Origin of the sequence: Mesorhizobium sp. CA13 (genome assembly GCF_020165235.1) — a bacterium.
GTDB lineage: Bacteria > Pseudomonadota > Alphaproteobacteria > Rhizobiales > Rhizobiaceae > Mesorhizobium.
Genome location: NZ_JAIUHS010000018.1, coordinates 71,115 through 84,490, shown reverse-complemented (window position 1 = coordinate 84,490; position 13,376 = coordinate 71,115). Strand labels below are relative to the sequence as shown.

The window sequence follows — 13,376 nt, the reverse complement described above, 5'->3', positions numbered from 1 at the left end:
GAGAACGGCCGCCTGAAGAGCATCACCGGGTTTCTGGATAAGGTTCCTGCGCAGTGAGACTAACGGGGTAAGGGGGGTGCGAGGCGCCCCCCTCTGGCCTGCCGGCCATCTCCCCCACAAGGGGGGAGATGGGGTGTCGCGCCGGCCTTCGCTAATCTCCAGCCTTGCAGGAATGAGCGAGGCGCCCAAGCTGCTAATCTCCCCCCTTGTGGGGGAGATGCCCGGCAGGGCAGAGGGGGGCGCCTCGCGCATACTCACGCGGTTACCGCCCTGATCGCCGGATAGAGTGCCCGGTAGCGCTGGTAGGCATCCGCGTAGGCACCGCCAAGCGCGCCATCCGGCTCAATGGTCGCATCTGTCCTCGGCGCGGTACATACGCTGAGCGGATCGGCTCCCGTCGCCGCGATCAGGCCCAGCCGGGCCGCGCCGAAGGCGGCGCCGAAATCGCCGTCAGCCGGGATATCCACCGGCACCTGAAGCGCGGTGGCGATCGCCTTCAGCCAGTAGCGCGAACGCGAGCCGCCGCCGATCGCCGTCACGCGTGTCAAGCTCGTGCCGGCTGTCCTCAACGCCTCGAGGCTGTCGCGGAAGGCGAACGCCACGCCTTCAAGCACGGCCTGGGTCAGCACGGCGCGGCTCGATTCATGCGCCAGTCCGGTGAAGGAGCCGCGAATGACCGAATCATTGTGCGGCGTACGCTCGCCCGAGAGATAGGGCAGGAAGGATACGCCGGTCGGCGCCTTCAGCGTGTCGCCAAGTTCTCCGGTCAGGTCGCCGGCGCTCTTGCCCGAGATTTCCGAGAGCCAGTTGAGCGAATCGGTCGCCGACAGGATGACGCCCATCTGGTGCCAGGTATTGGGCAGCGCGTGGCAGAAAGTGTGGACCGCGCTTGCCGGGTTGGGCAAATAGGATGCGTTGGCGGCAAACAGCACGCCCGACGTGCCCAGCGACACGAAGGCATGGCCGGCACGGACCGTGCCCATGCCGCAGGCGGAAGCCGCATTGTCGCCGGCGCCGCCGGCAATCGGGATGCCGGCTTCAACGCCCCATGTCGACGCCAGCTCGGCGCGCAGCCCACCGGCCTTCTGCGTACCCTCGACCAGGGACGGCATGTGCTTTTCATCGAGCGACGTCGCCGCGAGCAGGTCGGCGGACCAGCGTCGCTTGCCGACGTCGAGCCAGGAAGTGCCGGCCGAATCCGACATTTCCGAAATATGCTCGCCGGTCAGCCATAGCCGCAGGAAATCCTTGGGCAGCAGCACCTTGGCCACCTTGGCGAAAATGGCGGGTTCGTTGTTCTTCACCCAGGCGAGCTTCGGCGCGGTGAAACCGGGAAAGACGATGTTGCCGGTCAGCTCGCGAAACCGCGGGTCGGCGTCGAGCGCGGCCGCCTCGACATGGCTGCGCGTATCGTTCCACAGGATGCAGGGGCGCAGCACCTTGTCGGAGGAATCGAGCAAGGTGGCGCCATGCATCTGGCCGGATAGGCCAATGCCTTTCACCGCCGCGAACTGCCGGGGATGGGAGGCCTTCAGTTCGGTGATTGCGTCTTCGCAGGCGCGTATCCAATGGTCCGGATCCTGTTCGGACCAGCCGGGATGCGGCCGCGAAACATCGAGCGCGCCATGGCCGGAACCGATGATGGTCTGTCCGGCATCGATCAGCAGCGCCTTGACGCCCGACGTGCCCAGGTCGAGGCCGAGATACATGGTTTCCTCCCCTGCCATTATTTTTTTCGGATCTCGAAAAAATCTGGCCGAGCCAGTTTTTAAGGCAAGATCCGTCGCGGGTCAATTCTCTGACAAATCGATCGCGCGTCGCGAAAACAATGCCGACAGCGGACTGTCCGGCCGGGCCAGCGCACGCTCGGCTGCCAACGCCTTCGCCAGGGCACCGTCGCCGGCCCGCAACGCCGCCTCGATCAAGGTGAGATCGATGATGTCGCGTTGCGCGTGGCTGCCGCCGAAACGGTGTGCGATCGCCCGGATCGGCCGGATCAGGCACACGGTCTCGCCGAAATCGCCCTTGCCGAACGCTTCGATCGCCCGCGCCAGCGGATAGCCGACGTCCCGGGTGAAGGCGGCATTGTCGTCGCTGCCGCGCATCGCCTCACGCTGAGCCTCGAGCAGGGTGTGTGCCGGCGCCTCCAGGCCGGCGCCGACAAAGGCCATCATCGCATGCACCTCGTTGAAGGCGTAGTTGCCGGCGCCTGCCTTTGGCAGCCAACTGGCGGCGAGCGTTGCCCAGCGATCGCCGACATCGACGCCGCCCAGATGCAGCCGCCACAGGATCGCCGAGGCATCGACCATGTTGAGCGCCAGCGTCGAGCGGGTGCCGTAGACCGGCCCGTCATAGAGCGCCAGCACCTCGTCGGCCTCGCCGAGATCATAATGAAACAATGCCAGATGCCACCAATTGTGCACCTGGAGAAAGCTCTCCTTCGTCCACGCGTCCGGGTTGGCCCGCATCCAGGCAATGCCGTCCCTTTGCCGGCTTTGCATCTCCATCACATGGGCAACGGCATGCTGCGCCCAGCCGTCGCGCGGCTCGATCTCGACCGCGGTCCGCCCGAACGTCTCGGCTCTGCTGTAGTCGCCCATCTCCTCCAACCCGAAGGCCTGCATGCCGAGAATGGCGTGATAGCCGGGCATGTCGCTGCTCCAGGACGACAGGGCGCGGGCGATGCGGTCGCGCAGCATACGCGCATTGCCGGTGAAGAAATCGATCTGGTGGCCGGCCTGCAATGCCAGTGCGTCGAGCGGCGTCTCGATGGCGATGTCCTCCAGAACGCCGGCGGCGTCGTGCCAGCGCCCGTCGGCGAGATGGCCGAGAGCCGCGACATGCGCCTTTTCGCGCATTGTTGCCGCAAGCGGTAGCGCCGCCGCGTGACATGCGCTTGCGACAGCCGTCGCCTCGCGCTCGGTGGCCAGGCCGAACAGGTAACCCTTCAGCACATACGCCATGACGAAGCCGGGATCCTGCGCGATGGCGCGGTCGACTGAGCCGACGGGATCGCCGACGAAACATTGCAATTCGCGCAGCGCCTGGTTGTAGGGCATGAACCCCGCCTCCGTCGCGCCCGAAAATGTCAGGCCGAATGCATCCTTGATCGCCATACCGACTTTCGACGCCCTGCTGATCGAAATCAGATGCTAGAGCATCGACGGTCGGACCGCCAACCGAAGAGGTCGGAACTCATCAACTCAAGCTGGCGGCGCGTGTCTTCAATTCCCCGAACGCATCGCCACCGTGGCGATGCCGGCGCCGACCAGCAGCGTGCCGCCGGTGCGGTTGAAGACGCGGATCGCCTTGGGGTTGCGCACAAGGTTGCGCGCTCGCGACGCGATCAGCGCGTAGCCGAAGGCGTTGGCGAAGGCGAGCGCCAGGAAGGTCGTCTCGAAGATCAGCATCTGCGTCCAGAAATCGGCGTGCTGGTCGAGGAACTGCGGCAGGAAGGCGACGAAGAAGGTGATGCTTTTCGGGTTGAGCGCGGTGACCAGCCAGGCATGCCCCGTCATCCTGGCGGAGGACACGGCATCGGTGCGCGGCTCGGCCTTGAGCGCGCCGCCGGCGCGGAACAGTTTTACGCCGAGATAGACCAGATAGGCCGCGCCGATCAGCTTCAGGATCGTGAAGACGGTGGCCGAAGCCGCCAGCAGGGCGCCGATGCCCAGCATCGACAAGGTCATCGCCGTGAAGTCGCCCAGCGCCACGCCGACAGCCATCGGCAGTGCGGTGCGCCAGCCCTGGCCGAGCGCATAGGACACGACCAGAAGGATGGTCGGTCCCGGAATGACAAGGAGAATGGTCGAGGCGGCAGCGAAGGCGGCCCAGTTTTCGAAGGACATGCTCGTCTCCCTTGAGCTCAAAGAAGAGGATAAATCCTTGGGCCCGGGAGAATGTAAAGAGGTTTGTTTCCACGCAACGCCGGACGGAGAACCGCCTCGCATATTCCTGAAACCGCCGGCATTCAATGCCGCCAATGGCAACTCGGCGTCACTTCGCGCCGCCCAGCATGGCCACGACATCGGCAAGGCTGACATTGGCACCGAGAACTATGGCAGCCGCGACAATGGCCGCGGCAAAAAGCTTGATGTCGGTCTTTAAGGGTCTTGCACATGGAGCCCCCTCGCCGGTCACCAGGAGAGGTAGGAAGCACCGGCGCCGGGATTATGACCCGACCGAGGTGATTTTGTGCAGGCGACGCTGGTTGGCGATCATCGAAAGGGCGCAACGGCGCCCAGCCAGCCCGCAAATGCAGGCAGGGCAAGGCCTTCACGCTTTATCAACCATGAATGATGAAAATGCCCGTCATCCGGCCGGACCGTGCTTCCCGCCGACAGCGTAGGGTTTGGGTACATGCGTGAGTTGCCGCAAGGTCTGAGGCCGCCGCGAAACGGCGAAGCAATCGAAACCGATAGTCTTCTCTCCCGCCGCGCCGTTTTATCCGGGGCAGGAGCATTGGCCCTGCTCGGCGCCGCCGGCTGCTCGACTTCGGGCGGCGGCCTGCCGGCGCTCGAGCTCGACGACACGGTCACCGGTTCGCTGCGGCCGATCCGGCCGAGCATCAGCGTCGACAAGAACATCACCAGCCCCGACCTCATGTACGCATCCCTGAGCGACGGCGGCTTCAATGTGCCTGAGGTGCCCTACCTCAAGATCAAGCCGGAATTCCGCCGCCAGATCGTCGTCGACCAGACGGGCGAAGCGCCCGGCACCATCGTCGTTCATCTCAACGAGCGCATGCTCTATCTTGTCCAGCCGGGGGGCGATGCCATCCGCTATGGGGTCGGCATCGGCAAGGACGGCTTCCGCTGGTCCGGCCGCGCCAACATCCAGTACGGAAGGGAATGGCCGACCTGGACCCCGCCGCCGGAAATGATCGCCCGCAAACCGGAATTGGTAAAATGGCAGGGCGGCCAGCCCGGCGGCCTCACCAACCCGCTCGGCGCGCGCGCGCTCTATATCTATCAGGACGGCAAGGACACCGGCTACCGCATCCATGGTTCGCCCGAATGGTGGAGCATCGGCCAGGCCATGTCGTCGGGCTGCGTGCGCTTGATCAACCAGGACATCATCGACCTCTACAGCCGCGTTTCCAAGAAGAACCCGGTCGTCGTCGTCTAGCTCATGCCTGACCTCCCGGCCGCCGGCGCGGCCGGTCGTTTCTGCCGTTGCGCGATGGCCAAAGACAGGCGAAGGTGCCTGAAATTCAATCGCCCGGGAGAATTTCACCAATGGCCGGAACTTTCGTCATCGCGCAGGGCGGCGGCCCGACGGCCGTCATCAACCAGACCGTGGTCGGAGCGACGCTGGAGATCCGCAAGCGGCATCCCGGCGCCAAGGTCCTGGGCTCAATCCATGGCGTGCGCGGTATCCGCGACGGCAATTATGTCGATCTCTCCGCCGTCCCGGAAGACCGCCTGCGGCTGATCGCCGGAACGCCGAGCGCGGCCCTTGGCTCGACGCGCGACAAGCCGGATGCAGCCTATTGCGAGGTCGTCCTCGACGGCCTGAGGAAGGCCGGCGCGGATGCCTTCATCTATATCGGCGGTAACGACACGTCGGGCACGCAGCAGATCCTGACCGATGCCGCCGGCGGCAAGATCGCCTTCGTGCATGCGCCCAAGACCATCGACAATGATCTCGAGGAGAACGACCACACGCCGGGCTTCATCTCGGCGGCCGAGTTCGTCGCCGGCGCTTTCCTGTCCGTCGATCTCGATTTCCGCGCTCTGCCCGGCATTTATGTAGGCATCGTCATGGGCCGGCACGCCGGCTTCCTCACGGCCGCGGCCGCGGCCTGGCAACTCGATCCCGACAGCGGTCCGCATCTCGTCTACGTGCCGGAGCGGCCGTTCTCGGCCGCCGCCTTCATCGAAGACGTGCGCGCCACGCTCGACCGTCACAAGCGCTGCATCGTCGCCGTCTCGGAAGGGGTCAGCACCGCCGACGGCAAGGCGCTGGTTGAAAGCCTGGTGCCGCCGGAGAAGCTGGAGCGCGACCAGCACGGCAACGTCAAGCTGTCGGGCAGCGACCTGCCGGCAGCACTCGAGCGGGCGCTCGCCGAAGGGCTGCCAGGCAAGCGCGCCCGCGTCGATGCGTTGGGCTACATGCCGCGCGGCTATGTCGGCGCCATCAGCGCCGTCGACGCGCAGGAGGCGTTCGACGCGGGGGCTTTCGCGGTCACCGTGGCCGAACAGGGCGGCGGCTCCGTGGCGCTGCAATATGACGGCACCAAAACCGTGCTGAAGAAGGTGCCGCTGAAGAACGTGGCCGGCAAGACCCGTCACATGCCCGAGAACTTCATGAAGCCGGACGCCAACCATTTGTCCGACGCCGGCATGGCTTACCTGAAGCGGCTGGTGCCGGAAAAATACAAGGTCGGAAAGCCCTTCGTCTGATGCCAGGCTCACACTTGATGCCAGGCTCACACTTGATGCCGGCCAGCTTCTGATGGAGAACTGGTTCAGCAGGAGCATCGTCGACGACAAGACGACCATGCTGACCGAGCCGTTCGTGCATGCCTATGTGCGCGCCAACATCTGGCACCTCACCGGCCGTGATGCCGACCTTTTGGTCGATACCGGCATGGGCATCCGCCCGCTGGCGCCGGAGATCGAAACCCGGGCCGGCAAACCGCTCATCGTCGTCGCCACCCACATCCATCTCGACCATGTCGGCTCGCTGCATGAATTCCCGCTGCGCGCGGGACCGAGGATGAGCGCCGCGCAATTCGAGAGCATGGATGAGGCGGCGACCTACGCCTACATGTTCCATGACCTCGACGGCGCCGTCTCGCAACTGCCGGCGCCGGGCTGGAAGGCTGCGGATTACAAGATCCCGCCAGCGCCGCTGACGCGCACCCTCGACGAGGGCGATGTCGTCGATCTTGGCGACCGCCAATTCCGCGTGCTGCATCTGCCCGGGCATTCGCCGGATTCGATCGCGCTGTTCGACGAAGCAGACGGCCTGTTCTTCAGCGGCGACGCCATCTATGACGACCGGCTGATCGACGACCTGCCGGACTCCGACAAGTCGGCTTATCGCCTCACCATGCGGCGCCTGCTCGACCTGCCGGTCCGCATCGGCCATGGCGGTCACGGCCCGAGTTTCGACGGCGAGCGCATGCGCGAGATCGCCTCGGCCTATCTCAGCCGAGCGGCTGGTCCATAAGACGGCTCTAAAATTAAATCTTCGTAAGGTCGCCCGAAAACCCTAAATCGGGCCAATCCGCACCCTAGATGCTGGTTTGTCGATCCGGCCGGCTGCCATGCGCGGCGAGACAGGCAATCCGGCTGTCGACAGCCGACGGATGTTTCCCAGAACCATCCGCGGCCCAGGATCAACTCTCGCCCGGACAGAACGACCATGTCACCTCTCGATATTCTTCGCAGACATCGCGTCGCCGCCCTGCTGGGCGCCGCGCTGATCATCTCCCCCGTTGTCGTCTCATTCGCTCAGAATTCCGGCGGCGCCGCCACCAGCAACGCGGTTGCGACCACCCAAACCCCGGTTCCCGGGATAACGGCTCCCAACGGTTCGTTCGCTCCGGTCGTGGCCACGGTCAAGCCGGCCGTCGTGACCGTCACCACGGTCATGAAAACACAGTCGGAAGCAATGAGCGACGCTTCGCCTTTCGATGGCAACTCGCCCTTCGACGACTATTTCCGCCAGTTCTTCGGCGATCAGGGCATGCCGATGCCAAAGACGCCACCGCAGCGGCAGGGACCGCGGTCCGAAGCGCTCGGCTCCGGCTTCATTGTCAGTGCCGATGGCACCATCGTCACCAATAATCACGTCGTCGACGGCGCTTCCTCGATCAAGGTGACGCTCGACGACGGCACCGAGCTTCCGGCCAAGCTTGTCGGCCGCGACGCCAAGAACGATCTCGCCGTGCTCAAGGTCAAGGCGAGCAAGCCATTGCCGACCATCAAATGGGGTGATTCCGACAGGCTGATGACCGGCGACGAGGTGCTGGCGATCGGTAACCCTTTCGGCATCGGCACCACGGTCACCGCCGGCATCGTTTCGGCCCGCGGTCGCGATCTGCACAGCGGACCGTTCGACAATTTCATCCAGATCGACGCACCGATCAACCACGGCAACTCCGGCGGTCCGCTGGTGGATGTGAGCGGCCATGTCGTCGGCATCAACACGGCGATCTATTCGCCCAATGGCGGCAGCGTCGGCGTCGGCTTCGCCATTCCGTCCGACCAGGCCGAAAAGGTGGTCGCCAAGTTGATGAAGGACGGCTCCATCCAGTACGGCTATCTCGGCGTCGAGATTCAGCCGGTAACGCCCGATGTAGCCAATGCTATCGGCCTCGACCATGCCGGTGGCGCACTTGTTTCGCGAGTCAATGACGGCTCGCCCGCGGCAAGCGCCGGCATCGAAACCGGCGACGTCATCACCAGCTTCGCCGGTCAGGACGTGAAGGATCCCAAGGACCTGTCACGGGCGGTGGCGGACGTCTCGCCCGGCGCCAAGGAATCGCTCGAGGTCTGGCGCAAGGGCAAGGCCATGCAGATCTCCGTCGAGGTCGGGCGCAACGGCGACGATGTGAAGTCGGCATCGACCGACGACTCCGGCGCGCCGGGCGTCGAGCAGGGCCGACGCGCGCCGGCGATAGGCCTCGGCCTGATGGACATCACGCCCGACATTCGCCAGCAGATGAACCTCGCCGACAACGAGCACGGCGCGGTGGTCGCCAGCGTCAACCCCGACAAGCCGGCAGCGGCTGCCGGCATCCAGCCGGGCGATGTCATCGTCGCCGTCAACCAGGCTCCGGTCAAGAGCGCGAAACAGGTAACCCAAGCGATCGCGCAGGCCGGCAAGTCAGGCCGCAAATCGGTGCTGCTGCTGGTGGAACGAGGCGACGCCCAGATCTATGTCGCCGTGCCCTTCGCCAATGGCTGAAAGATGGCCGTTGAGGTAAAGGCGGGCGCGGCAGGCTCGGTCGTCGCCTGGACGAGCCTGCCGCGCCCGCCAAGATAAAGGTTGCCCGCCACCGCTTCTTCGAGAACACTGCGTAAGGCCGACACAAGGCTCGACATCCGACGCAGGGGAATTGCCGCAATGGTCACGCGAGGTTTCTTTTCAGGGCGGCGTCCACCGACGGATGGCGACGCGCGCATCCCGCCCGGCCAGTATCTCGAGCAAGGATTTCCGGTGCTGTCGGCGGGACCGACGCCGCACCTGCGCACCGAGGACTGGTCGTTCACGCTGAAGCACGGACCGCGCCCGATCAAGAAGTGGAATTGGGCCGAGTTCAACGCATTGCCGCTGAGCAAGATGACGCGCGACATCCATTGCGTGACCGCGTGGACCAAGTTCAACACGGCCTGGCAGGGCGTGCTGGTCGACGATATCCTTGCCGATGCCGGTATCGAGCCGCCGACCGCCTTCACGCTGGCGCTGTCCTTCGACGGCTACACCACCAACGTGCCGACAAAGGATCTCACCGCCGGCAAGGCGATGGTGGCGCTGCTTTATGAAGGCAAGCCGATCACGCCGGACCATGGTGGTCCGGCGCGGCTGCTCGTCCCGCATCTCTATTTCTGGAAATCGGCCAAATGGCTGAATGGCCTGCAATTCACCGAACGCGACGAGCCCGGCTTCTGGGAACTGCGCGGCTATCACATCTATGGCGACCCGTGGCGCGAACAGCGCTATACGGACGATCCATGAGCGAGGTGCCATCGGTACAATCACCTGGGCAGACGGAGTCGCCTGGGCAGACGGGGTCGCCCTGGCAGACAGCCAGGATCGTCCGCGTCGAAAAGCGCACGCCGCGTGTCACCAGCTTTTTCTTCGAGCCGTCGCGGCCGTTTGCCTACCGGGCTGGACAGCATGTCGATGTCAGATTGACCGCTCCCGACGGCTACCAGGCGCGCCGCGCCTATTCCATCGCCTCCGCGCCGGAGGCCGGTCCGGTGATCGAACTGGCGATCGAAAGGCTCGAGGACGGCGAGGTCTCGCCCTTCTTCCACGAGGTCGCCGCGGTGGGCGACGAGATCGAGCTGCGCGGCCCGCTCGGCGGACATTTCATCTGGCCCGATGACGATGAGGGACCGCTGCTGCTGGTCGGAGGCGGCTCCGGCGTCGTGCCCTTGATGTCGATGGTCCGCCATCGCGCCGCGCGACGATCGACAGTGCCCGTCGTCCTCGTCTTTTCGGCGCGCGTGTGGGACGAAGTCATCTTTCGTGACGAATTGATCGGCCTCGACGATCGCGGCAACGGCTTCAACCTTGTGCTGACCCTGACGCGTGAGGCTGCGCGCCGGCCGGCGGATTACTCGCGGCGGGTCGACGTCGCCATGATGGTGCGATCCATGGCGCGGCTGCGCCGGCCGCCCGGCCTCGCCTTTGTCTGCGGCTCCAATGCATTCGTCTCCGCCGCCGCCCAGGCGCTGATCGATGCCGGCGTTCCGGCGGATGTCATCCGGACGGAACGCTACGGCGTCTGAGATGTCCGCCTGGCGCCGTATCTTGGCTGCGGCTGCACGCGGGCTGGATTCTCGCCCGTCCCAGCCCTGCAGCGGCGAGGATCCGAAACCCTCCTGGCAAGAAGAAGCGGCTTCGCCGCCGGTCACGCCTCGATGTCAAGCGCCGAAAGCGGCTTGGAGCAGCAGGCGAGGATGAAGCCGTCCTCGATCTCGTGATCGAGGACGCCGCCATTGTGGCTCATCTCGACGTCGCCCGAGACCTTCTTGACCTTGCAGGTTCCGCACAGGCCGAATTCGCACGCGGCGGGGATTCTGACTCCCGAGGCGCGCGCCGTCTGCAGCACCGTCTGGCCGGCGACGCATGCGGCATCGACATCCGAAAGCAAGAACCGGATCGGTGTCGCGGCTTCGACAGGAATGACCGCGCCGTCGTCAGTCGGCGAGGCGAACGGCGCCGGAATTTCCTCCGTCAGAGGCGCTGCAAAGCTTTCCTGATGGTATTTCACCATGTCGAAGCCGGCGGCTTCGAGCATGCCGCGCACGGCACGCATGAAGGGGTCGGGGCCGCAGCAGAAGATTTCCCGGTCGCGGAAGTCGGGCGCCAAGAGCGGCAGCCGGATGGCGTCGATGCGGCCCATATGGCCGAACCAACCCTCCCGGCTCGACCGTTCCTCGATCATGAAGCCGAGCGACAGGCCTGGCATGCGGCTGCCGAGCAATTCCAGTTCCTTGCGGAAGATGATCTCTTCGGGCCGGCGCGCGCAATTGACAAAGCCGACATCGGTCCATGGCGCGCAGTCGTTCAGCCAGCGCAGCATCGACATCATCGGCGTCACGCCGGAGCCGGCCGAGATGAACAGATATTTGGCTGCCGGGTGGCTGTGCAGCGAAAAGTCTCCGGCCGGCCCATAGGCCTTGACGTGCGAACCGGGCCTCAAATGGTCGAACATCCAGCGCGTGCCGGTGCTGCCGGCCTGCGCCTTCACCGTCACCGCGATCGAGAACGGCCGCGAGGGGGAAGACGACAGCGTGTAGGTGCGCATCAGCGGCCCATCCGCTGTAGGCAGTTCCAGCGTCACGAACTGGCCCGGCTTGTAGCGGAACCAGGTCTGGTTGTCGGAGCGGAAGGTGAAGGTCTTTACATCAGGCGCCTCGTCGCTCACGCCGATCACTTCCAGCACCTGGAGCCTGTCGTTCCAGGGCGCCATCTGATCGAGATGGCGATAGAGGCCGAGATCCGTCATCGCATTCATCCCTCACCTCTCAAGCAACGCTGCGCAGGGCCGGCCGGCCGCCTTCGGCGAGGCGCGGACCGATGAAACGCGCGTACCAGTCGACGAACTGGATGACGCCGCCTTCGTGCAGTTCGGAATAGGGGCCGGGTTCATAGGCCGGCGACAGGATGCCGAAGGCGTTTTCCTCGACGATGCGGCGGTCCTGGTCGTTGGTCTCGGTCCAGACATGAGTGAGCTCGGCGAGATCGTAGTCGACACCCTCGACCGCGTCCTTGTGAACCAGCCATTTGGTCGTTACCGCGGTCTCGGTGGCACTGATCGGCAGCACCCGGAAGGTGACGGCGTGGTCGCCGAGGATGTGATTCCAGGTCGTCGGATAGTGATAGAGCAGCAACGAGCCGATGCGGTCGGTGGCAACGCTGTCGGACAGGTTCTTCTTGACCGCGCGTTTTCCCGTCATCGTGTAACTGACGGCATCGCGCAGCAGCGGCGCGCGGGTGGCACGGTATTGTCCGGCCGGGTCGATGCGGAACTTGCTCGGCAGGCCGGCGGCCTCGCATTTGGCCCAGTGCGCCAGCATCTCCGGGTCGCTGTCGGCGCCTTGCACGCCGGTCACGGTCGGCGCCTCAGGAAAGGTCTTGCAGAGCTCCGGATGGTTGCCGGCGCAATGATAGCATTCGCGGTTGTTTTCCCAGACCAGCTTCCAATTGCCCTTCTCGACGATGGTGCTCTCGAAGGCGACCTTTGCTTCGCGCAGCCGGTGCGGCAGCAAATAGGGTTCGATCATCGTCCGCATCGGCACGAAATCCGCCGGCTCGTCGGCGAGGCAAATGAAGATGTAGCCGCCAACGCTTTCGCAGGCGACCGGCTTCAGGCCGAACTGGCTCTTGTCGAAACCCTCGGCCATCTGCCTGGCGAACAGCAGCCTGCCGTCCAGTTCGTAGGTCCACTGATGGTAGGGGCAGACGAGCTTCGCCGCCGTGCCCTTGTCGGTGTTGCAGACGCGGCTGCCGCGATGGCGGCAAGAATTGTGGAAGGCGTTGATGTTGCCCTTCTGGTCGCGCACCAGCACCACAGGATAGTCGCCGATCTGCACGGTGATGAAGCTGCCGGGCCTGGGCAGTTCGCAATCATGACCGATGAACAGCCAGTCGCGGTACCAGATCAGCTCCATATCGAGCTTGAAGTATTCGGCGTCGGTATAGAAGGGCTGCTCGAGTGAGAAGCCGTCCCTGCGGCCTTGCAGCCGTTTCAGCATGTCGTTGCGCGCATCCATGTCCTGTCCTCGCATTGAAGTCCTGTCCTCGCATTGAAGGACTGAACGGAGGGGAGAGAGGAAGGATCAAGCCGCGCGCCGGCTTGCGCCGGACATGCACCATCCGCCTCTTGACCGCCCGCCGCGATCAGTCGAGTCCAACATCTCAGGCTGGTTTCCGGGCTCTGGAGCTGTCCTTGCGGACTGTTGCGACACCTTCCCAGGCCTTTGCCCAGTGGTCTCCCGTCGCGACCTGAACTCCACCACCGTTGCGGGGGCAGCGCCGGATTCTGACCGGCTTCCCAATTCTCCGCCTCGTCGTCACGTGGCGGCACCCGAGATGGCAGGATCTAACCATGATCGCCGACTTGTCGTCGGCATGAAAACGACATCGCATCCATGCCGCGCGACACGCATTGGAAACGGTGCGGCCGTCGT

General features: G+C 64.9%; 12 protein-coding genes and 1 riboswitch. Of the genes, 7 read left to right on the top strand and 5 right to left on the bottom strand.

Features of this window, described 5'->3' with window-relative positions; genetic code table 11:
* Nucleotides 1-254: 254 nt before the first annotated feature.
* The 3 genes from xylB to LB566_RS28435 all read right to left on the bottom strand — a co-directional run bounded on the left by xylB (nt 255) and on the right by LB566_RS28435 (nt 3,848).
* Nucleotides 255-1,709: a xylulokinase gene (gene xylB, locus LB566_RS28445; protein ID WP_224629285.1), complete on the bottom strand. Its 1,455-nt coding sequence runs from the start codon at nt 1,707-1,709 to the stop codon at nt 255-257.
* Nucleotides 1,710-1,790: 81 nt separating this feature from the next.
* Nucleotides 1,791-3,116 (bottom strand): tetratricopeptide repeat protein, encoded by a 1,326-nt coding sequence (locus LB566_RS28440; RefSeq protein WP_224629281.1) that lies wholly within the window; start codon nt 3,114-3,116, stop codon nt 1,791-1,793.
* Nucleotides 3,117-3,224: 108 nt separating this feature from the next.
* The gene (locus LB566_RS28435; protein ID WP_224629280.1) at nt 3,225-3,848 is read right to left on the bottom strand and encodes a LysE family translocator; all 624 of its coding nucleotides are present in this window, start codon (nt 3,846-3,848) and stop codon (nt 3,225-3,227) included.
* Here LB566_RS28435 and LB566_RS28430 point away from each other — a divergent pair.
* The 7 genes from LB566_RS28430 (at nt 3,847) to LB566_RS28400 (ending at nt 10,469) form a co-directional block, all read left to right on the top strand.
* Nucleotides 3,847-4,107, top strand: a complete 261-nt coding sequence (locus tag LB566_RS28430) for a hypothetical protein (RefSeq protein WP_224629277.1) — start codon at nt 3,847-3,849, stop codon at nt 4,105-4,107. The genes LB566_RS28435 and LB566_RS28430 overlap by 2 nt on opposite strands.
* Nucleotides 4,108-4,359: 252 nt before the next feature.
* Nucleotides 4,360-5,127 (top strand): L,D-transpeptidase, encoded by a 768-nt coding sequence (locus LB566_RS28425; protein WP_224629275.1) that lies wholly within the window; start codon nt 4,360-4,362, stop codon nt 5,125-5,127.
* A 110-nt stretch (nt 5,128-5,237) separates the two neighbouring features.
* Nucleotides 5,238-6,404 carry a diphosphate--fructose-6-phosphate 1-phosphotransferase gene (locus LB566_RS28420; RefSeq protein ID WP_140550384.1) on the top strand — a complete coding sequence of 389 codons (1,167 nt, stop codon included), beginning with the start codon at nt 5,238-5,240 and terminating at the stop codon, nt 6,402-6,404.
* Nucleotides 6,405-6,456: 52 nt separating this feature from the next.
* Nucleotides 6,457-7,176, top strand: a complete 720-nt coding sequence (locus LB566_RS28415) for an MBL fold metallo-hydrolase (protein ID WP_224629273.1) — start codon at nt 6,457-6,459, stop codon at nt 7,174-7,176.
* 195 nt (nt 7,177-7,371) lie between these two features.
* Nucleotides 7,372-8,919, top strand: a complete 1,548-nt coding sequence (locus LB566_RS28410) for a DegQ family serine endoprotease (RefSeq protein ID WP_224629271.1) — start codon at nt 7,372-7,374, stop codon at nt 8,917-8,919.
* Nucleotides 8,920-9,078: 159 nt separating this feature from the next.
* Entirely contained in the window at nt 9,079-9,690 is a 612-nt protein-coding gene (locus LB566_RS28405) for a molybdopterin-dependent oxidoreductase (RefSeq protein WP_140550381.1), read from the top strand.
* A complete protein-coding gene (locus LB566_RS28400) occupies nt 9,687-10,469 on the top strand; it encodes a ferredoxin reductase (protein WP_224629269.1) in 783 nt (260 codons plus the stop codon). The genes LB566_RS28405 and LB566_RS28400 overlap by 4 nt, the downstream gene beginning before the upstream one ends.
* A gap of 122 nt (nt 10,470-10,591) precedes the next feature.
* Here LB566_RS28400 and LB566_RS28395 read toward each other — a convergent pair whose 3' ends face one another.
* Nucleotides 10,592-11,692 (bottom strand): hybrid-cluster NAD(P)-dependent oxidoreductase, encoded by a 1,101-nt coding sequence (locus LB566_RS28395; protein WP_224629266.1) that lies wholly within the window; start codon nt 11,690-11,692, stop codon nt 10,592-10,594.
* Between the two features lie 19 nt (nt 11,693-11,711).
* Nucleotides 11,712-12,959, bottom strand: a complete 1,248-nt coding sequence (locus LB566_RS28390) for an aromatic ring-hydroxylating oxygenase subunit alpha (protein ID WP_224629264.1) — start codon at nt 12,957-12,959, stop codon at nt 11,712-11,714.
* Nucleotides 12,960-13,089: 130 nt separating this feature from the next.
* Nucleotides 13,090-13,292, bottom strand: a riboswitch (cobalamin riboswitch).
* Between the last annotated feature and the right edge of the window lie 84 nt (nt 13,293-13,376).